Below are 18,871 nucleotides of genomic sequence, written 5' to 3'. Positions count from 1 at the left end.
CCATTTCTGGTGTCTCGACACTCGTCCACAGCCAGCCCCGGCCGGTGGTTCCTCCACAGGTACGGCGGGCAGGCCATCCGGCATGCATCGCTGGGACCCGATCGCGCCGCCGGTCAGCGGCCTCGTCGTGCCGGTCCGCATCGACCCGACCGGACGAGCCGGCCCGACCCGTGGCCAGGCGCGCGGTCCCCACTGGCGGATCACCTCGCCCGGGCTCGTCGTACCGGCCACCGTCGGCGACGACCTGGTCGAGCAGCGCATCCTCGAGGCCGCGGCCAGGGGCGGCGAGCACGCCGTGGTGACCGGCTGGGCGGCGCTGCGGCTGCACGGCGCGGCGTTCTTCGACGGGCTCGCGCGCGACGGTTGCACCCGGCTCCCGGTCCCGATCGCCGGCAACGGCGGCCGGCTCCGCAGCCGGGACGGGATCCAGGTGGTCGAGGACCGGATCCCACCGGACGAGGTCGTCGTGGTCCACGGCATCCGCTGCGCGACCGTGGAGCGCGCGTTGTTCGACGAGATGCGCCGGATCGGGGAGGTCCGCGAGATGGCGGTCGCGGTGGGCTCGGCCTGCGCAGCCCGGCTCACGTCGGTGAAGCGGATGCGGCTGTACGCCGCGACCAGGCGCTGGTACCGCGACGTCCGGATGGTCCGCGAGGCGGTCGAGCTTGCCGTCGAGGGCTGCCGGTCACCGCAGGAGGACCGGTTCCGGCTCATCTGGGAGCGCGACGCCGGATGGGGCCGGCCGCTCTGCAACCGGCCTGTGTTCGACCTGGACGGCCGGCCGGTCGCCGTGCCCGACCTGCTCGACCCGGCGCGTGGCGTCGTCGGCGAGTACGCCGGCGCCGACCACCGGGACATCGACCGCCACGAGAGCGACATCGCGCGCGAGGCGGACCTGCGCGACGTCGGCCTGGAGTACGTCGAGGTCGTCGGCCGCGACCTGCGCGAGCCGCATCGGGTCGTCCGGCGCATGCAGCAGGCCGCGGAGCGGGCTCGGCTGCTGACCCGTCGGTGGGTCGTCGGTGCGCCCACCTCCCCGTCGCTGGACGAGATCCTGGACCGCCGGGACGCGGCCCGGGCCCGTCGAAACACCTGAGATGGCTGCGGGCCCAGCCCGGTCACAGCCATTCCTGGTGTCTCGACGGCGAACCGGACGTGGGGCACGGCTCGTAACCACTGCGGCCGGGCCGTCGTTGGGGTGGCACCGCGTCGCCAACCCGCGACCCCTCCCGAGATTGCGTCCACCCATGACACACCTGCGAACCTGGCGCACCGCGGCGATCACCGCCGCACTCGCCGTCACCGTCACCACCGGACTCTCCGCGGCGCTCCTCCCGAGCGCGGCCTCGGCCGCACCGGCCGCTCGCGCCGCGGCCGCCCCGCCCGCCGCCCCGGCCGTCAGCACCGTGACGGTCGGCGGCCTCGAGGTCGAGAACAGCTTCGTCTCCTCCGTCGGCTGGGTGAAGCCCGGCGACACCTACCCCTCCCGGATCATCGTCACCAACACGAGCGCCGCGCCGGTGTCCGGCGCCACCGTGACCGTCACGGCACCCGAGGGCTCGACGATCACGGACGCCGGCTCCGGTGCGGCGATCGCCTCCGACGGGACGAGCGTGATCTGGGCCGTCCCGCCGGTGCTCGCCGGCCAGACCAAGACCCTGGTCCTCGAGAGCGTGGCCGACACCACCGCCCAGAACCCCGAGATCGTCTGGCGCGACATCTCCACGACCGCGCTCGTGAGCGTCGGCACCACCTCGAAGAGCGCGACCAGCCACGGGCCGAAGGTGATCCCGCCGTCGGACGTCTACGACACCGCGCGGTACGGCGACCGCCCCTTCCCCGTCGTCCCGGTGCAGTACACCGACCGCAGCTACCAGGCCGGCCACACCGGAGACTCCCTCGAGTCCGTGATCAACGACCCGGCCAACGCGGGGTCGACGTTCAACCTCTACCAGGAGATGTCGCTCGGTCAGCTGTTCCCCGAGGGCACGGTGCCCTCGGCCGGGATCGACCACAAGGACTTCGCCTACGACGGCGGCTTCGACTTCACCAAGCTCCAGGCCGGGCAGACCTGCCACGGACTGACCTTCGCCGACTCGCCGATCCCGGCCCAGGGCACGCCCGTCTACCCGGAGCGGATCACCGACGGCATCTACAACCTGCCAGGCAGCACCGACTACTACGGCGACGACGCCAACGGCTCCGCACTCATCGGCGCGCTCGCCGGCGTCGGAGCCCTGCAGAGCATCGACTCCGGCTGCGGTCCCGCCGGCAAGCTCGTGTACGACGCCGCCGCGATCGCCGACCCGGAGATCGACTACTCCGACTACGACACCGACAAGGACGGCGTGGTCGACTTCTTCATGGCGGTCTTCGCCGGCTGCGGCGGCAACGGCTCCTCCCAGCTCTCCGTCGCCGGCTGCGACTACACCGACCTGCCCTACGACAACGTCTGGCCGCACTCGTCCTCGCTGGAGTACTACTACACCGACCCGGACACCGGCCTCCCCGGCTACACCACCGACGACCAGCTCAAGGACCTCGAGGGTCGGCCGCTCTGGTACACCGACGCCGGCCGCAAGACCATGACCACCGCCGACAAGGGTGACGCCCTCAAGGTCTTCGTCCGGGTGGGTCCCTACAACGTCAACCCGGAGACCGCGATCGACAAGGCCTCGGTCATCTCCCACGAGTACGGCCACTCCCTCGGCCTGCCCGACTTCTACTCCACCGGCAGCCGGGAGACCTACGGCGACTGGAACCTGATGGCCACCGACAAGTCGCAGAACATGGACGCCTACTCCCGTCAGGAGCTCGGCTGGGTGGTCCCCGAGGTGCTCGCACCCGGGACGACGCGCACCGTGCCCGAGATGACCGACTCCAAGCAGGACACCGGCACGATCCACTGGCGCCGGCCTGACGGCACGCCGTACACGCTGACCAACGGCGTCGACGGCACCGTGCACAACTCCCAGATGTTCGTCGCCAAGCTCCCCGGACGGCAGCTGCTCGACCCGGCCGCGTTCGACAGCGGGGAGAAGGCCACCAAGACCCACGCCTGGTGGTCCGGCTCGGGCAACGACTTCGGATGCGCGCCCGACGGCGGCCACAACCTGGACCTGTCCATCCCGGCGCTCGCGACGCTCCCGGCGGGCAGCAAGGTCACGCTCTCGTTCAAGTCCAGCTGGGACATCGAGTGGGACTACGACTACGGCTTCGTCCTGACGACCACCGACGGCGGCAAGACCTACGCCTCGCACCCCTCGGACAAGGGCTTCACGACGTCCAACACCGACCCGCTGGCCGGCAACCCCAACCAGAACAACTGCCAGGCCAAGTACGACAACGGCCTGACCGGGACCAGCGGCTCGTACGCCGCCGGCAGCGAGGTCACCGACCGCAAGCTCGGCGAGACCCCCGACGCGGTGTTCGTCTCGGACAGCTACGACATCAGCGACCTCGCCGGCAAGCCGAACGGCGCGCTGCGGTTCAGCTATGCGACCGACCCGGGCCTGGCCCGGCCGGGCTGGTTCATCGACGACCTCAAGGTCACCGCCACGACGCCGTCGGGCGAGCAGGTCCTGCTCCAGACCGACCTCGAGAAGGACGGCGGACCTGACGACGCACGGTTCTTCAACGGCGGCTGCCGCGAGGACCTGACGACCGCGCAGCAGTGCACCCAAGGGTGGAAGTACCTCCAGGCGGGCGCCGAGTCCGTGCAGGACCACGCCTACTACCTCGAGATGCGCGACCGCTCCGGCTTCGACCTCGACGGCCACGGCCAGATCGACCGCGACCCGATCGGGTGGGAGCCGGGCCTCTACCTCTCCTACACCGACGAGGCGCACGGCTACGGCAACGCCGGCACCGACGACCCGCCGGCCCAGTCGCCGCTGGACTCGACCCCCGAGCCCGGCAGCTCCACGCCCGACCTGAACGACGCGGCGTTCACGGCCGCGCCGGCCAGGGCGTCGTACTCCGACGCGGCGGCGAAGCCGCACGTCGACAACTACGAGGACCCCTCGAGCACGTCCGGGAACTGGGAGTTCGGCTACGGCTGCCTCGGCTTCCACGTCGACTCGATGTCCGGCACGGACCTCGGTCCGGCCGCCTCGGACGGCAACCTGACCGGCGCGGTGACGTTCACCATGGGCTCGGGCTGCGGCGTCTTCAACTACGGGTACGTTCCCGAGCCGGCCCCGCCGGCGAACACCGCGCCCACAGCGAAGGCCCGCGCCTCGAGGACCGCGGCGAGCACCGGGGACCGGATCGTGTTCTCCGGTTCGGGCAGCACCGACGTCGAGACCCCCGGCGACCTGCAGTACACGTGGGACTTCGGTGACGGCGGGTCGCGCAAGGACGCGGTCGGCATGACCGTGCGGCACGCCTTCGACAAGCCGGGCACCTACGACGTCACCCTCCTGGTGACCGACCCCGAGGGCGCGACCGACGCCGACACCGTGACGGTCCGGGTCACCGGCGACCCGACCGGACCCGGCCAGGGCCCCGGCGCTCGGACCACGGTCGGCTGCGGCTCGGCCAAGGTCGCCCGGCACGGCAGCTGGCGCGTCGTACGGTCCGACCGCTGGGGGCGCTACTGCGACAACGCCGGACGCGGTCCCGGCCGCGACACGATGGCGCTGACGGTGACCGGCCCGCGCGCCGACGTGTTCTTCGGCCGCTCGGTCCACGGCGGCAAGGCCAAGCTCATCGTCGACGGCCGCCGGGTCGGCACGATCAGCTTCCACAACCTGAACCGGACACCGGCGCTCGCCTTCCACAAGACCCTGCGCGGACTGGGCGCGGGCAAGCACCGGCTCCGGCTCGTGGTGCTCGAGGGCCGCGCGTACGTCGACCGGTTCCGGTTCTAGGACCCTAGCGCGGACGCTCGAGGCCGGACGCCGGCCCGCTGGAGCCCAGCGGGCCGGTCTCCGGCCGGTTCCCGACGAGACCGCACCGGTAGGCCAGGACCACAAGCTGGGCCCGGTCCCGTACGCCGAGCTTCGTCATCGCTCGGTTGACGTGGGTCTTCACGGTCGCCGGGCTCAGCACCAGCCGGCGGGCGATCTCGTCGTTGGTGAGCCCGTCGGCGACGTGACCCACGATCTCCCGCTCGCGGGGCGTCAGCGGCGACAGGAGCTCCGGGTCGCCGACGGGGCCGGGCTCGGGCAGCCGGAGGAAGCGGGCGACCACGCTCGTCGTGGCCGCCGGGGAGAGCAGCGCCTCGCCGCGGTGCACCACCCGGATCCCGGCCAGCAGCTCCCCGGGCTCCACCGTCTTGCCCAGGAACCCGCTCGCCCCGCTGCGCAGCGCCTCGAAGACGTGCTCCTCGACCTCGAACGTCGTCAGCACCAGCACCCGGGTGTCCACCAGGTCCGGGTCCGCGACGATCCGGCGAGTCGCCTCGATGCCGTCGACGCCCGGCATCCGGATGTCCATCAGCACGACGTCGGGGCGGGTTGCCCGGGCGAGCTCGACGACCTCACACCCGTCACCGGCCTCGCCGACGACCTCGAGGTCGGGCTCGGAGTCGATCAGCACCCGCAGCCCGTTGCGGATCAGCGGTTGGTCGTCGGCGAGCAGGACCCGGATCATCAGGCGACGCTCCGGACGTCCAGCGGCAGCCGGGCCGCCACCCGGAACGCCCCGCGCCGGTCCGGACCCGCCTCGAGGCTGCCGCCGAGGGCGGCGACCCGCTCGCGCATGCCGACGATCCCGTGGCCGGCGGTGCTCGGCGCCTGGGCCCCCGCCTCGACGGGGTTCTCCACCAGCAGCTCGATGGCGTCGGTGCCGTAGTCGAGGCGCAGCACGACGTGCGTCCCGCAGCCGTGGCGGCTCGCGTTGGTGAGCGCCTCCTGGATGACGCGGTACGCCGTGAGGTCGACGGCCGGGGGAAGGGCCCGCTGCCGGCCGGTGCGGTGCTCCTCGATCTGCAGGCCCGACCGGGCGAACCCCGAGACCAGGTCGGCGAGCCCGTCGAGCCCCACCGAGGGCGCGGGTGGTCGCGACCCGTCCTCGGCGCGCAGCAGGCCCACGGTGGCCCGGAGCTCCGTCAGGGCGTCGCGGCACGCGGTGCGGACGTGGGCGAGTGCATCGCGCGCCGCGCCGGGCTGCGTCTCGAGCACGTGGTCGGCCACCCCGGCCTGCACCGCGGCCAGGGCCAGCTGGTGTCCCACCGCGTCGTGCAGCTCGCGGGCGAGGCGCAGGCGCTCCTCGGTGACCCGGGTCCGGGCCTCCAGCTCCCGGTCCCGCTCGGCGCGCGCCGCCCGCTCCTCCACCTCGGCGAGGTACGCGCGCCGGTGCCGGGACGCGTCGCCCGAGGCGACGGCCAGGGCGCCGAGCGCCGCCAGCGCGATGTTCTCCGACCCGATCCACGACTCCGGCTTGATCAGCACGTGCACGCCGCCGAGCACCAGCACCACGAGTCCGCCCACGACGAGGGTGGGCCGTCGCCCGGTCCTCTCGGCGAGCGTGTAGAGCGCGATGAGCGGCGCCGCCAGGACGAGGTCGCCCCCGTCACCGTGCAGCAGCGCCAGGTAGGTCTCCGCGGCCACGGTCGCGATGCCGAGCACGAGCAGCGGGTGCCGGCGCCGCAGGACCAGCGACCCGCACGCGAGCGCGGCGACCACGAGCTCCGCGACGCCGAGGGCGGGACCGCGCGCCGCGTCGGTGGCGGTCGTGACGAGCACCACCACGAGCAGCAGGGCGGCCACCGCGATGTCGGCGTGCCGGCCGCGGTGTCGCTGCACGTGCCCCCAGGCAGACCGCAGCACTCGGGTCATGCCCCCACGGTAGGGCCCGGGAGCCCCGGTGTACGTCCGTCGGCGGTGGTAGGTGCGGCGTACCGCGTCCGCGGCAGTCCGGGTTGCCGCGCCGGGTGGACGCGCTCGCGGCCGGCCGGCGGGAGGCTCGAGACGCGTCCGACCGACGGACGCGACAGCCGAGGGAGACCCCCATGACCGAGGTGGCGCTACGCGCGCTCAGCAAGAGTTTCGGACCGACCCGGGCCGTCGACGACCTGACCGCGGACTTCGTCCCGGGCGTCACCGGCTTCCTGGGTCCCAACGGTGCCGGCAAGTCCACGACCCTGCGGGTCGCGCTCGGCCTGGTCCGGCCGACGGGCGGCCAGGCCCTGGTCGACGGCCGGCCGTACGTCGAGCTGGCGAGGCCGCTGCGCACCGTCGGGGCGGTGCTCGAGTCCGGCGCATGCCATCCAGGGCGGCGCGGCCGGGACCACCTCCGGCTCGCGGCCCGGCTCGGCGACATCCCCGAACGACGGGTCGACGAGGTCCTCGACCAGGTGGGGCTCACCGACGCCGCCGGCCGCCGGGTGGGTGGCTACTCCCTCGGCATGCGGCAGCGGCTCAGCCTGGCGACCGCGCTCCTCGGTGACCCCGAGGTGCTGGTGCTGGACGAGCCCGCGAACGGGCTGGATCCGGCCGGCATGGCGTGGCTGCGTGGTCTGTTGCGCTCCCTCGCGGCCGAGGGTCGCACGGTGGTGGTGTCCAGCCACGTGCTGGCCGAGCTGGCGCAGAGCGTCGACCGGGTGGTGATCCTCGGCGCGGGCCGGCTCCGGTTCGACGGGACGATGGCCGAGCTCACGGCGTACGGCGAGACCCTCGAGGCGGCGTTCCTGCGGCTGACGGCACCGGCGGCGGAGGTGGGCGCATGACCAGGCTGCTGCGCGCCGAGCTGCTGGCGCTCCGGACGGTCCGCGCACCCTGGTGGATCCTGCTCGCGGCGCAGGCCGCGCTGGTCCTCGGGGTCGTCGGCCTGATCATGAACTCCGACACCAGCGAGCCGGGCCTGGCGGCGAAGGCGGTCGCCCACGTCGGCCTGGTCTCGCTCTTCCCGCTGGTCCTCGGTATCACGGCGGTCGCCAGCGAGTACCGGCACCGCACGATCACCGTCGCACTGCTCGCCACGCCCCGGCGCCGCCCGGTCCTCCTCGCCAAGGTGGTCGTCTACACGCTGCTCGGGCTGGCCTGCGGGCTGGTGGCGGCGAGCGTGGCGTACGCCGCGACCGCGGTGGCGCTGTCCGCCGACGGCGTCAGCGTGCCCTGGGGTGACGGCGACGTCTGGCGGACGCTGGCCGGCGGCGTCCTCTGGAACGTCGCGTTCGCGGCCATCGGAGTCGGCATCGGTGCCCTGGTGCGCAACCCCGCCACCGCGGTGGGCGCGGCCCTCGCCTGGATGGCCCTGGTCGAGGGGCTGGTGGCCCAGCTGTCCGACGAGGTCGGCCAGTGGCTGCCGTTCGCGGCCGGCCGGGCGCTCGGCCGGATCCCGGGCACGGACGGCCTCGCGCCGGTGACGGCCGGCGTGGTGCTCGCCTGCTGGGCGGTCGCGTTCGGGGTCGCCGGGGCATACGCGCTCCAGCGCAGCGACGTGACCTGACGAGTCGCCGCGGTCAGCGCCGCCCGGTCTTGAACACCCCGCGCGCGATCTCGCGGGCCGCGGTGCGCATGAAGTCCTTGAACGCCGCCGACTTCACGACCTGCTCGACCATGCTGTCGTCCTTCGGCGCCTGCTTGGAGCCACCCCTCGGCGGCTTCGGCACCGGGATGTGCCGGCCCGCGTCGGGAGCTGGAGGCGGCGCGGCCTCCTGCTCCTGCTTGGCCGCACCCTGCTCGAGCCGGTCGGCGAGGATCTCGCGGGCGGACTCGCGGTCGATGCTCGCCTGGTACTTCGCGGCGCGCGGGCTCGCCGCCACCGTCGCGGTGACCACGTCCGCATCGCACGGGTCCATCCGCGCCTCGGGGGCACGCAGCCGGGTCCACGCCACCGGAGTCGGCGCGCCCCGCTCGTTCATCACGGTCACCACGGCCTCGCCGATCCCGAGGCTCGTGATGACCTGGCCGAGGTCGGCGTACCCGCTCGTGGGGTACGTCGCCACGGTGGCCTTGAGCGCCTTCGCGTCGTTCGGGGTGTGGGCGCGCAGCTGGTGCTGGACCCGGGAGCCAAGCTGGGCGAGCACCGGGTCGGGCACGTCGGTGGGGCTCTGGGTCACGAAGAACACCCCGACGCCCTTGGACCGGATCAGCCGCACGGTCTGGGCGACCTGGTCGAGGAACGCCTTCGACGCGTCGGCGAACAGCAGGTGCGCCTCGTCGAAGAAGAACACGAGCTTGGGCTTGTCGATGTCGCCGACCTCCGGCAGGTCGTGGAACAGGTCGGCGAGCAGCCACATCAGGAACGTCGAGAAGATCGCCGGCCGGTCCTGCAGCTGCGGCAGCTCGACCAGCGAGACCAGGCCGCGGCCGTCGGCGGCGAGCTGGAGCAGGTCGGCGGACTCGAACTCCGGCTCCCCGAAGAACACGTCGCCGCCCTGGTCCTCGAGGCCGATGAGCTCGCGCAGGATGACGCCGGCGGTCGCCGAGGAGAGGCCGCCGAGCGCCTTGAGCTCGGCCTTGCCCTCGTCGCTGAGCAGGTGGGTGAGCACCGCGCGCAGGTCGGCGAGGTCGAGCAGCGGCAGGCCCGCCTGGTCGGCGTAGTGGAAGACCAGGCCGAGGCTGGACTCCTGGGTGTCATTGAGGCCGAGCACCTTGCTGAGCAGCGTCGGGCCGAACGCGCTCATCGTCACCCGCAGCGGCAGCCCGGACCCGACCCCGCCGATCGCGTAGAACTCCACCGGGAAGCCGGTCGCGGTCCACTGCTGCCCGAGGCTCGCAGCGCGAGCAGCGAGCTTGTCGCTCGCCTCGCCCGGCTGCGCCAGGCCGGACAGGTCGCCCTTGATGTCCGCTGCGAAGACCGGCACCCCCTGGGCGCTGAGCTGCTCGACCAGCAGCTGGAGCGTCCGGGTCTTGCCGGTGCCCGTCGCGCCGGCGACCAGGCCGTGCCGGTTGAGCATGGCGAGCGGGATCCGGACCGGGACGTCGACCAGCTGGTCGGCGTCGAGCATCAGCCCGCCGAGCTCGAGAGCCGGGCCCTCGAACCGGTACCCCGCGGCCACGTCCCCGGTGATCTGCTCAGCGATCGGTGACTCCGTCATGACCGCACCCTACGGCGGCTGCTCCTGCTCGGCGGCCCAGGCCAGCAGCGCGGCCCGGGCCTCGTCCTCGCTCATCGGGCCGCGGTCCATGCGCAACTCGAGGAGGTGCTTGTAGGCGGCGCCCACCTGGCGACCGGGTCCGACCCCGAGGATCTCCATGATCTGGTTGCCGTCCAGGTCGGGGCGCAGCGAGTCGAGCTCCTCCTGCTCCCGCAGCCGGGCGATCCGGGCCTCGAGGTCGTCGTACGTGCGCCGCAGCCGGTCCGCCTTGCGCTGGTTGCGCGTCGTGCAGTCCGCCCGGGTCACCACGTGCAGCCGCTCCAGCTGGTCGCCGGCGTCGCGGACGTAGCGGCGTACGGCGGAGTCGGTCCACTCACCGGTCCCGTAGCCGTGGAAGCGCAGGTGCAGCTCGACGAGCTTGCTGACCGCCTCGATCTCGTCGTTGGAGAAGCGCAGCGCCTTCATCCGCTTGCGGGTCATCTTGGCGCCGACGACGTCGTGGTGGTGGAAGGTCACGGTGCCGTCGTCGACGAACCGCCTGGTGCGCGGCTTGCCGACGTCGTGCATGAGCGCGGCGAAGCGGGCGACGAAGTCGGGCCCGCCACCGGGCAGCCGCGGCTCGAGGTCGATGGCCTGCTCCAGCACCGTGAGCGTGTGCTCGTAGACGTCCTTGTGCCGGTGGTGCTCGTCGCGCTCCAGCGCCAGCGCGGGCAGCTCGGGCAGCACCAGCGCGGCCAGGCCCGTGTCGACGAGCAGCCGCAACCCGAGGCGTGGGTACGGCGCGCACACGAGCTTGACCAGCTCGTCGCGGACCCGCTCGGCGGAGATGATCTCGATCCGCGACGCCATCGCGGTCATCGCCTCGACGACCGCGGGGTCGACGCCGAAGCCGAGCTGCGCGGCGAACCGCGCCGCCCGCATCATCCGCAGCGGGTCGTCGGAGAAGGAGTCCTCGGGCCGACCGGGGGTGCGCAGCACCCGGTGCGCCAGGTCGACGACCCCGCCGTACGGGTCCTCGACGACGCGTCCCGGCACCAGCACGGCCATCGCGTTGACGGTGAAGTCGCGGCGCCCGAGGTCGCCGGCCAGGGTGTCGCCGAAGTCGACGGCGGGCTTGCGCGAGCTCGGGTCGTAGGCCTCGGAGCGGTACGTCGTGATCTCGACCTGCCAGTCGTCCTTGCGGCAGCCGATGGTGCCGAACGCACGGCCCATGTCCCAGATCGCGTCGGCCCACCCCTTGAGCAGCGCCTCGGTCTGCTCGGGCCGCGCGGACGTCGCGAAGTCGAGGTCGTTGTGCTGGCGGCCGAGCATCGCGTCGCGCACCGGCCCGCCGACGAGCGCCAGCTCGTGACCCGCCGCGGCGAACCGCTCGCCGAGCGCGTCGATCACGGGCGCGATCCGGTCCAGCTCCTCGGTGACCGCCCGCTGGGCGTCGACCATGGAGAGGGACGGAGGCGGGGCTTCGGGCACGGGAGTCGAGTCTAGAGGCTGTGGCGCCCGTCCCCGGCCCGGCCGCCCGGAGACGCACAGGTCGGACCACTACAGTCGTGGCGTGCTTCGCCCGCTGTCGCTGCTGCCTGCCCTCGCGGCGGTGGCCTCGGTCGCGGCGTTCGTCCTGTCGCCCACCGCGGCCCACGCCGAGGCGCCACGGGCCCGGCGGGCGCCCGCGACCCCGCTGGCGGTGACGATCGACACACTCTCCCCGTCGACGATCCCGAAGAACGGCCCGATCCGGGTCACCGGCACCGTCACGAACCGTGACGTGGAGACCTGGACCGACATCGGGATCTATGCGTTCGTCTCCGAGGAGCCGATGACCACGTCCGCCGAGCTCGCCGAGGCGGCCGAGACGGACCAGGACGCGTTCCTGGGCGGCCGCATCCTCACCGAGGGGACCTACAACAAGGTCGACGAGCTCGCGCCGGGTGCGTCGGCGACGTACTCGCTGCTGATCCCGCGCGCGGAGCTCCAGGTCGACGCGGAGGGCGTGTACTGGTTCGGCGTGCACGCCCTCGGGACGACCGACGCCGGCACCGACGACTTCGCCGACGGCCGGGCCCGCACGTTCCTCCCTCTCGTGGAGCCGCCCCGGAAGAACCAGGCCCAGAAGACCGTCCAGACGGCCCTGGTCGTGCCGATCCGCCACCAGGTCACGCACGCACCCGACGGCAGCATCGGCGACGTGGGCGGCTGGGCCTACACCCTCGGCTCCGGCGGTCCGCTGCGCTCGCTGGTCGACCTCGGCCTGGCGGCCGGCTCCACGCCGATCACGTGGCTGGTCGACCCCGCCGTGCCCGACGCGGTCCGCCGGCTGGTCGCCGGCAACCCGCCGCGCTCCCTCGGCCCGACGACCGGCGACGAGGGCGACGGTCAGGGCGACCCCGGCGAGAGCGGGTCCGCCTCACCGGGCGCGAGCGCCTCGCCGTCCGAGGACGCCGGCGACAGCGGCGACGGAGAGACGGAGCTGAGCCCGGAGCTCCAGGAGGCGGCGACCGCCGGCTCCGACTGGCTGGAGGCGCTGCACGACGGGCTCGAGGGACACGAGATCCTCTCGCTCCCGTACGGCGACGTGGACGTCGCCGCCGCGGCGAAGTACGACCCGGCGGCCTACCGGACGGCCCGCAAGCGCGCCGGCGACCGGCTCGAGCCGTGGGGGCTGCCGACCTCGCCCGTCGTCTCGTCCCCGAGCGGGTTCATCGACGCCGGCGGCATCCGGCTGGCCGAGCCCGGCAGCACCGTGCTGGTGACGGACCGGCTGATCGGGGCGAAGGCGCCGTCGGTGGCCCGGACCGAGGGCCGCACCCTCGTGGTGTCGTCGTCGGGCGCGGCCTCCGGCGGCCCCGGGCCCACCGGGCGGATGACCCCGCTCGCGGTTCGGCAGCGGATCCTGAGCGAGGCCGCGGTCCGGCTGCTCACCCCCGGACGCAAGCCCCTGGTGGTGACCCTGCCCACCACGTGGTCCTCCCAGTCGACCAGCGGGTTCTTCGCCGGCCTCGACGTCGACTGGCTCGACCTCACCAGCGTGGACGCGATCTCCCGCCGGCCCGGCCTCGACGTACCGGCCGACCGGCTCCACTACCCCGACGGCCAGCGCCGGCTCGAGCTCGACGCCGACGCGTTCACCGCCGCGGGCGACCTGGTCCAGGCCGGCGAGACCCTGCAGAACCTGCTGACCCGCAACGACCAGGTCGCCGACGAGGTCCGCGACGAGGCCCTCTCCGACACCTCCTACTCCAGCCGGCGCCGGCCCCAGAGCACGCAGGCCTCGGCCAACCAGTCGCGGGCGTGGATCGAGACCCGGCTGCGCGGGGTCCGCATCGACGCCCCGAAGGCGGTGATCCTCTCCAGCGGCAGCGGCCGCTTCGCCGCGACGGTGAGCAACTCCCTCGACCAGGCGGTCAGCGTGAAGGTCCGCGCGGTCGCCGACCCGCCCCTGAAGGTGGTCGCGCCGACCGAGACGATCGAGATCGCCGCCGACAGCCGGACGACCGTGCTGCTCAACGCCTCCTCGTCGGGCGTCGGCATCCGCAACGTGACCCTGCAGCTCACCGACGTCGACGACGTGCCGCTCGGCTCCTCCGACGACCTCCCGATCCGTGCCAACCGGGTGAGCAACGTGATCTGGCTGATCATGGGCACCGGGGTGGCGCTGCTGTTCGGCGCGATCCTGATGCGGCTCGTCCGCCGGATCCGGACGGCGGCCCGCTCATGAGCGACGCCCAGGGCGCGGAGCGGGCGTCCGAGCAGGACCGCGTCCTCGCCAACAGTGCCGTGATGGCCGCCGGCACCGTGGTGTCGCGGATGAGTGGCTTCGTCCGCTCGACGCTCCTGGCCGCGGCGCTCGGCGCCCAGCTGCACGCCGACGTGTTCAACATCGCGAACACGATCCCGAACATGCTCTACATCCTGCTGGCCGGCGGGATCTTCAACGCGGTCCTCGTGCCGCAGCTGGTCCGCGCGATGCGCAACGATCCCGACGGTGGCGAGGCCTACACCAACCGGGTGATCACGCTCGCCGCCCTCTTCCTGGGCACGGTGACCGTGCTCCTCGTGGTCGCGGCGCCGTGGCTGATGCGGCTGTTCCTCGACTCCGACTTCAACGAGCCCGCGCTGGCGGCGCAGCGGGACTCGGTGGTGGACTTCGCGCGCTACTGCCTGCCGCAGGTGTTCTTCTACGGCATGTTCGTGCTGGTCGGCCAGGTGCTCAACGCCCGCGGACGGTTCGGCCCGATGATGTGGGCACCGATCGCCAACAACGTCATCTCCGTGGGCGTGCTCGCCGTCTACCTCCTGGTCTTCGGGCCCGCGGAGGACGTGCTCGGCGCGTTCAGCTCCGACCAGGAGCTCGTCCTGGGCCTCGGCTCGACCCTCGGCATCGCCGCGCAGTTCGTGATCCTGGTGCCCTACCTGCGCAAGGCCGGCTTCACCTATCGGCCCCGGTTCGACTTCCGTGGCACCGGTCTCGGGCACACCCTGCGGCTGGGGGTCTGGACGGTGCTGTTCGTCATCGTCAACCAGGTCGCCTACACCGTGGTGGTCCGGCTCGCCTCGAGCGGTACGGCGAGCTCGGCGGACGGCACCGGCTACTCGATCTACTCCTCGACGTTCCTGATCATGATGGTCCCGCACTCCGTGGTGACCGTGTCGCTGGCGACCGCGATCCTGCCGCGGCTCTCCGCTCGCGCGGCCGAGAACGACCTGCGCGGACTGGCGGGCTCGCTCACCGACACGCTGCGCAGCGCGCTCGCCGTCGTGCTGCCGTTCGCGCTCCTGCTCCCGGTCATCGCGACCGACCTGTCCAACGTCGTGTGGGGCCACGGGGCCGCGGCCGCAAGCTACGAGCTGTACGCGCCGTCCCTCGGCCTCTTCGGTGCCGGCCTGGCCTTCTTCACCGTCCACTACCTGATGCTGCGCGGCTTCTACGCCCTGGAGCGGACCCGCACGGTGTTCTGGATCCAGTGCGCGGTCGGGGCCACCAATATCGCGGCCGCCCTGCTGCTGGTCCGCACGACCGACGCCGAGCACACCTCGCCGGCCCTGGTCCTCGCCTACACGGCGTCGTACCTGGTCGGCGCCGCGATCTCGTACGCCGTCCTCCACCGGCTGGTCGGCGGCCTGCGCACCGACCGGCTGGTCCGGTTCCTGGTCCGCACCGCGATCGCCGCCGGGCTCTCGACGGCCGCGGCGGCCGGCACGGCGTACCTCCTGCACCTGGTCGCCGACGACCCGCACTGGGCGATCGCCGCGGTGTGGGCGTTCTGCGTGACGGCGGTCGACGTGGTCGTGTTCGTCGCGCTCGCCCGAGTGCTCCATCTGCGCGAGGTCACCACGGTCGTCGACACGATCCTGGGCCGGGTGCGCCGCAGCCGCGTCCCCAGCTGAGGTTCGATCCGCCCTACGATGGCCCTCGGGGCCACCGGCCGTGGAAGCCGAACGCGACGAGGGGAGCGCAGTGCCGAGCTCGATCCGGCCCGGCGACGTGCTCGCCGACCGTTACCGTCTGGTCGACCTGCTCGCCGAGAGCGGGGGCGGCCGGTTCTGGCGTGCCCACGACCGGGTCCTCGAGCGCCACGTCGCGCTGCACGTGATCGCCGAGGACGACGAGCGCGCCGCCCCGCTGCTCGAGGCCGCCCGACGCTCGGCGATGGTGCACGACCGCCGGCTCCTGCGGGTGCTCGACGCGGACAAGGCCGACGGGCTCTGCTACGTCGTCAACGAGTGGGGCTCGGGCGACTCCCTCGACATCATGCTCGCCAACGAGGGCCCGCTCGGCGCCCGGCGCGCCGCCTGGCTGGTCTCCGAGGTGGCCGGCTCGATCGCCGAGGGCCACGCCGCCGGCGTCGCCCACGGTCGCCTGGTCCCCGAGAACGTCCTGGTCGACCACGGCGGCGCCGTCCGCCTGATCGGGTTCGCCGTCGACGCCGCCATGCACGGCCTGCCCCCGGGTCGCGTGTCCACCGACGTCACCGACCTCGGCGGGCTGCTCTACAGCGCGCTGACCGGCAAGTGGCCCGGGGTCTCCCCCTCCGACGTGCCGCGCGCCCCGGTCGAGCAGGGCCGGGTGCTCCGGCCCCGCCAGCTGCGCGCCGGCATCCCGCGCCCGCTCGACGCCCTGTGCGACGAGGTGGTCAACCCGTACGCCGGCGGCTGGGGCGCCCGCCTGCGGGAGACCCACGACCTCGCGACCGCCCGCGGCATCGGGGAGTACCTCGCCGAGTTCGTCGGCGACCCCACCGGCCTGGCCGAGGCCGAGGCCGCGGCCGGGCACCGCGACACCGAGACCATCTCACTGCCCGCGATCACCGACCCGCCGGTCCGCGAGCGCGTCCGGGTGCCCGAACCGGAGCCCGATCTCGACCCGGAGCCCGAGCCGGAGCCCGACCGCGGTCCCGACCCGCCGCTCTCCACCGAGCTGCCGACCGAGGCCGGGCTGCCGATCTTCGACGACCTCACCGACGACGTGTCCTGGATCGCCGCCCGCGCCGAGCCGGCCCCGCCGCCGCCACCGTTCGAGGAGCCCCCGGAGCGACCGCTGTTCGCCCCCGAGCCCGCCGACGGACCGGCGCGGCGACCGCGGAACGCCTCGGGGCCGGGCCACCACCACACCGGCACGGGTTCCCGAGGGTCGTTCTGGCCGTGGGACGACGGCCCGTCGACCGGCACCGGGGCGGTCGTCGCGCAGCCCGACGAGCCCGACGAGACCATGCCGGGACGCAACTGGCTGCGGCTCGCCGCGGTGATCGCGAGCTGCCTGGTGCTGCTGGTCGCGATCGTCGTGGCCTTCAACCTGGGCCGCGGCCGCACACCGCTCGGCGCCGTACCCGACGACAGCAACGACTCCCGCCCCACGGCTCCGGCCACCAGCAGCGCCCCGGTGCCCCTCACCGGCATCACCGCCACCGACCTGGACCCGCAGGGCAACCCGCCCGAGGAGAACCCGCAGCTGGCCGGGCTGGCCGTCGACGGCGATCCGGCAACGTCCTGGCGGACCATGACCTACCTGCAGAACTTCGGCCCCGGCGGCCTGAAGGACGGCGTCGGCCTGGTCCTCGACCTCGGCGCGGACCACTCGGTCGCCTCGGTCGACCTGACGTTCGTCGGTGCCCCCACCCGCTACTCCCTCTACCTCACCGACCAGGCGCCCGAGGCCGTCGCCGACCTGACGCCGGTCGCGACCGGCACCGCCGACGCCGCTCGCAGCCGGCAGACGATCGACGGCAGCCCGTCGGGGCGCTACCTCACCGTCTGGCTCACCTCCCTCCCCGTCATCCCCGGCGGCTACCGGGGCGCGGTCGCCGAGGTGACGGTCCGCGGATGAGCGAGCACCACGACGAGCCCAGCGACCGCGAGCTGCTCGCGGCCCACGTCGGCGGCGACCCCGACGCGTTCGGGGTGCTGTTCACGCGCCACCGCGACCGGCTGTGGGCGGTCGCGGTGCGCACGATGGGCAACCGGGAGGACGCCGCGGACGGACTCCAGGACGGGCTGATCGCGGCGTACCGCCGGGCCGGGACGTTCCGCGGGGACGCCGCAGTGACCACCTGGCTGCACCGGGTCGTGGTCAACGCCTGCCTCGACCGGATCCGCGCGGCGAAGGTGCGCCGCACCGAGGTGCTGCCCGACGACCTCGAGGAGTACCGCGACCGCGGGTCGGCGGCCTCCGCCACACCCGCGACCGAGGACCCGGCCGACCTCACGGTCCGCAGCGAGCGGCGCCGGCTGGTCATCGAGGCGCTCACCGCCCTCCCGCCCGAGCAGCGCGCGGCCCTGGTGCTCGTCGACATGGAGGGCTACTCGGTGGCCGAGGCCGCCCAGGTGCTCGACTGCGCGGTCGGCACCGTGAAGTCCCGCTGCTCGCGGGGCCGGGTCCGCCTAGCCGAGCTCCTCGGTCCGCTGCTCGCCGACCCGCCCGGTGACCCGGGACACCCCGCGCCCGGGAACCCGCGGCTGCTGCGGACCGTCGAATCCACGGACGCACCTCGGGGGCCACCGGTCGACAGCTGACCGGCGTCACGCGCCGCCCGGCCCCCCGCCCGCCACCAGCACGCACCCGAGGAGGTGACAGCAGTGCCCCACGACCCCGACCTGGCGCCCGGCCTGACCCCCGCCGAGGAGCAGGTCCGCCGGCTGCTCGCCGACGCCCGGCACACCGAGCCGATGCCCGACGACGTCGCCGCCCGGCTCGACGGCGTGCTCGCCGACCTTGCGTCCGAGGACGGGGCCGGCCCCCGCCGTGCCTCCGACCACTCGGTCGTCCGGGCCGCCGACCTCGCCGCGGCCCGACGCCGGCGCACCGTGCGCCACCTCCTGGTCGCGGCGGCCGCGGTCGTGGCGGTCGGCGTGGGCATCGACCAGGCGGACCTCACCGTCACCGGCGACGGCGCCGACTCGAGCTCCGCGGACGGTGCCGGCGCCGCGCCCGAGCCGGCGGCCGGTTCCGAGAGCCAGCGGGACGACGCGGGCACCGCCGACCGGGATCAGGCCGAGTCGGCCGAGAAGCCGGGCAAGACGGAGCTCGGCTCCGGCGTCGCGGGGTACCAGTCCCGCGTGGTGCGGCTCGCCGCGGACCGGTTCGGCGCCCAGGTGCGGCGCCTCCAGGTGGACGCCAAGAACATGACCATGGCCGACCAGAGCGCCTCGGCGAGCCAGGACTTCGACGGTTCGCTGCTCAGCTTCGGCCGCGTCCTGTCGCCCAGCTGCTCCACGCGCGGCTGGGGAGCCGGCCTGCTCGTGCCGGTGCGCTACGACGGCGACCTCGGCGGGCTGGTCTTCCGGGAGGCCCGCGGCGAGACCCAGGTGGTCGACCTGTTCCTGTGCGGCCGCGACGAGCCGACCCGCTCGATCACCCTGCCCGACCGCTAGCGAGCTAGGCGCCGGCCGGCC

Annotated in this window: 13 protein-coding genes; 9 read left to right on the top strand and 4 right to left on the bottom strand. The window is 73.8% G+C overall.

Annotation, left to right across the window (positions count from 1 at the left end; translation table 11 throughout):
- Positions 1-82: 82 nt before the first annotated feature.
- Both QQZ14_RS04480 and QQZ14_RS04475 read left to right on the top strand, forming a co-directional pair.
- Positions 83-1,096 (top strand): hypothetical protein, encoded by a 1,014-nt coding sequence (locus tag QQZ14_RS04480; protein WP_284532978.1) that lies wholly within the window; start codon positions 83-85, stop codon positions 1,094-1,096.
- A 151-nt stretch (positions 1,097-1,247) separates the two neighbouring features.
- On the top strand, positions 1,248-4,871 hold the full coding sequence (locus QQZ14_RS04475) for a PKD domain-containing protein (RefSeq protein WP_284532977.1): 3,624 nt from the start codon (positions 1,248-1,250) through the stop codon (positions 4,869-4,871).
- Positions 4,872-4,875: 4 nt separating this feature from the next.
- Here the strand turns inward: QQZ14_RS04475 and QQZ14_RS04470 are convergent, their stop codons facing one another.
- Positions 4,876-5,595 carry a response regulator gene (locus tag QQZ14_RS04470; RefSeq protein ID WP_284532976.1) on the bottom strand — a complete coding sequence of 240 codons (720 nt, stop codon included), beginning with the start codon at positions 5,593-5,595 and terminating at the stop codon, positions 4,876-4,878.
- Positions 5,595-6,782 carry a sensor histidine kinase gene (locus QQZ14_RS04465; protein WP_284532975.1) on the bottom strand — a complete coding sequence of 396 codons (1,188 nt, stop codon included), beginning with the start codon at positions 6,780-6,782 and terminating at the stop codon, positions 5,595-5,597. Before QQZ14_RS04465 ends, QQZ14_RS04470 begins: the two co-directional genes overlap by 1 nt.
- 173 nt (positions 6,783-6,955) lie before the next feature.
- Between QQZ14_RS04465 and QQZ14_RS04460 the strand changes: the two genes are divergently transcribed.
- The gene (locus QQZ14_RS04460) at positions 6,956-7,672 is read left to right on the top strand and encodes an ABC transporter ATP-binding protein (protein ID WP_284532974.1); all 717 of its coding nucleotides are present in this window, start codon (positions 6,956-6,958) and stop codon (positions 7,670-7,672) included.
- A complete protein-coding gene (locus QQZ14_RS04455) occupies positions 7,669-8,394 on the top strand; it encodes an ABC transporter permease subunit (RefSeq protein ID WP_284532973.1) in 726 nt (241 codons plus the stop codon). Before QQZ14_RS04460 ends, QQZ14_RS04455 begins: the two co-directional genes overlap by 4 nt.
- Positions 8,395-8,407: 13 nt before the next feature.
- Here QQZ14_RS04455 and QQZ14_RS04450 read toward each other — a convergent pair whose 3' ends face one another.
- Both QQZ14_RS04450 and QQZ14_RS04445 read right to left on the bottom strand, forming a co-directional pair.
- Positions 8,408-9,988 (bottom strand): helicase HerA-like domain-containing protein, encoded by a 1,581-nt coding sequence (locus QQZ14_RS04450; protein ID WP_284532972.1) that lies wholly within the window; start codon positions 9,986-9,988, stop codon positions 8,408-8,410.
- Positions 9,989-9,997: 9 nt separating this feature from the next.
- Positions 9,998-11,428 (bottom strand): CCA tRNA nucleotidyltransferase, encoded by a 1,431-nt coding sequence (locus QQZ14_RS04445; RefSeq protein ID WP_284533090.1) that lies wholly within the window; start codon positions 11,426-11,428, stop codon positions 9,998-10,000.
- A 112-nt stretch (positions 11,429-11,540) separates the two neighbouring features.
- Here QQZ14_RS04445 and QQZ14_RS04440 point away from each other — a divergent pair, with 112 nt between their 5' ends.
- The 5 genes from QQZ14_RS04440 (at position 11,541) to QQZ14_RS04420 (ending at position 18,850) form a co-directional block, all read left to right on the top strand.
- Positions 11,541-13,700 (top strand): DUF6049 family protein, encoded by a 2,160-nt coding sequence (locus QQZ14_RS04440; protein ID WP_284532971.1) that lies wholly within the window; start codon positions 11,541-11,543, stop codon positions 13,698-13,700.
- Complete coding sequence (murJ, locus tag QQZ14_RS04435) at positions 13,697-15,370, top strand: murein biosynthesis integral membrane protein MurJ (protein ID WP_284532970.1); 1,674 nt, start codon at positions 13,697-13,699, stop codon at positions 15,368-15,370. The genes QQZ14_RS04440 and murJ overlap by 4 nt, the downstream gene beginning before the upstream one ends.
- A gap of 70 nt (positions 15,371-15,440) precedes the next feature.
- Positions 15,441-17,306, top strand: a complete 1,866-nt coding sequence (locus QQZ14_RS04430) for a hypothetical protein (RefSeq protein WP_284532969.1) — start codon at positions 15,441-15,443, stop codon at positions 17,304-17,306.
- Positions 17,303-17,992 (top strand): RNA polymerase sigma factor SigM, encoded by a 690-nt coding sequence (sigM, locus tag QQZ14_RS04425; RefSeq protein WP_284532968.1) that lies wholly within the window; start codon positions 17,303-17,305, stop codon positions 17,990-17,992. The genes QQZ14_RS04430 and sigM overlap by 4 nt, the downstream gene beginning before the upstream one ends.
- A 63-nt stretch (positions 17,993-18,055) precedes the next feature.
- Positions 18,056-18,850, top strand: a complete 795-nt coding sequence (locus tag QQZ14_RS04420; RefSeq protein WP_284532967.1) for a hypothetical protein — start codon at positions 18,056-18,058, stop codon at positions 18,848-18,850.
- Positions 18,851-18,871 lie beyond the last annotated feature (21 nt).

Origin of the sequence: Nocardioides sp. T2.26MG-1 (genome assembly GCF_950101795.1) — a bacterium.
In the GTDB taxonomy this organism is placed as follows: Bacteria; Actinomycetota; Actinomycetes; order Propionibacteriales; family Nocardioidaceae; genus Nocardioides.
The sequence above is the reverse complement of the archived record's forward strand: the minus strand, read 5'-3'. Positions and strand labels throughout refer to the sequence as shown.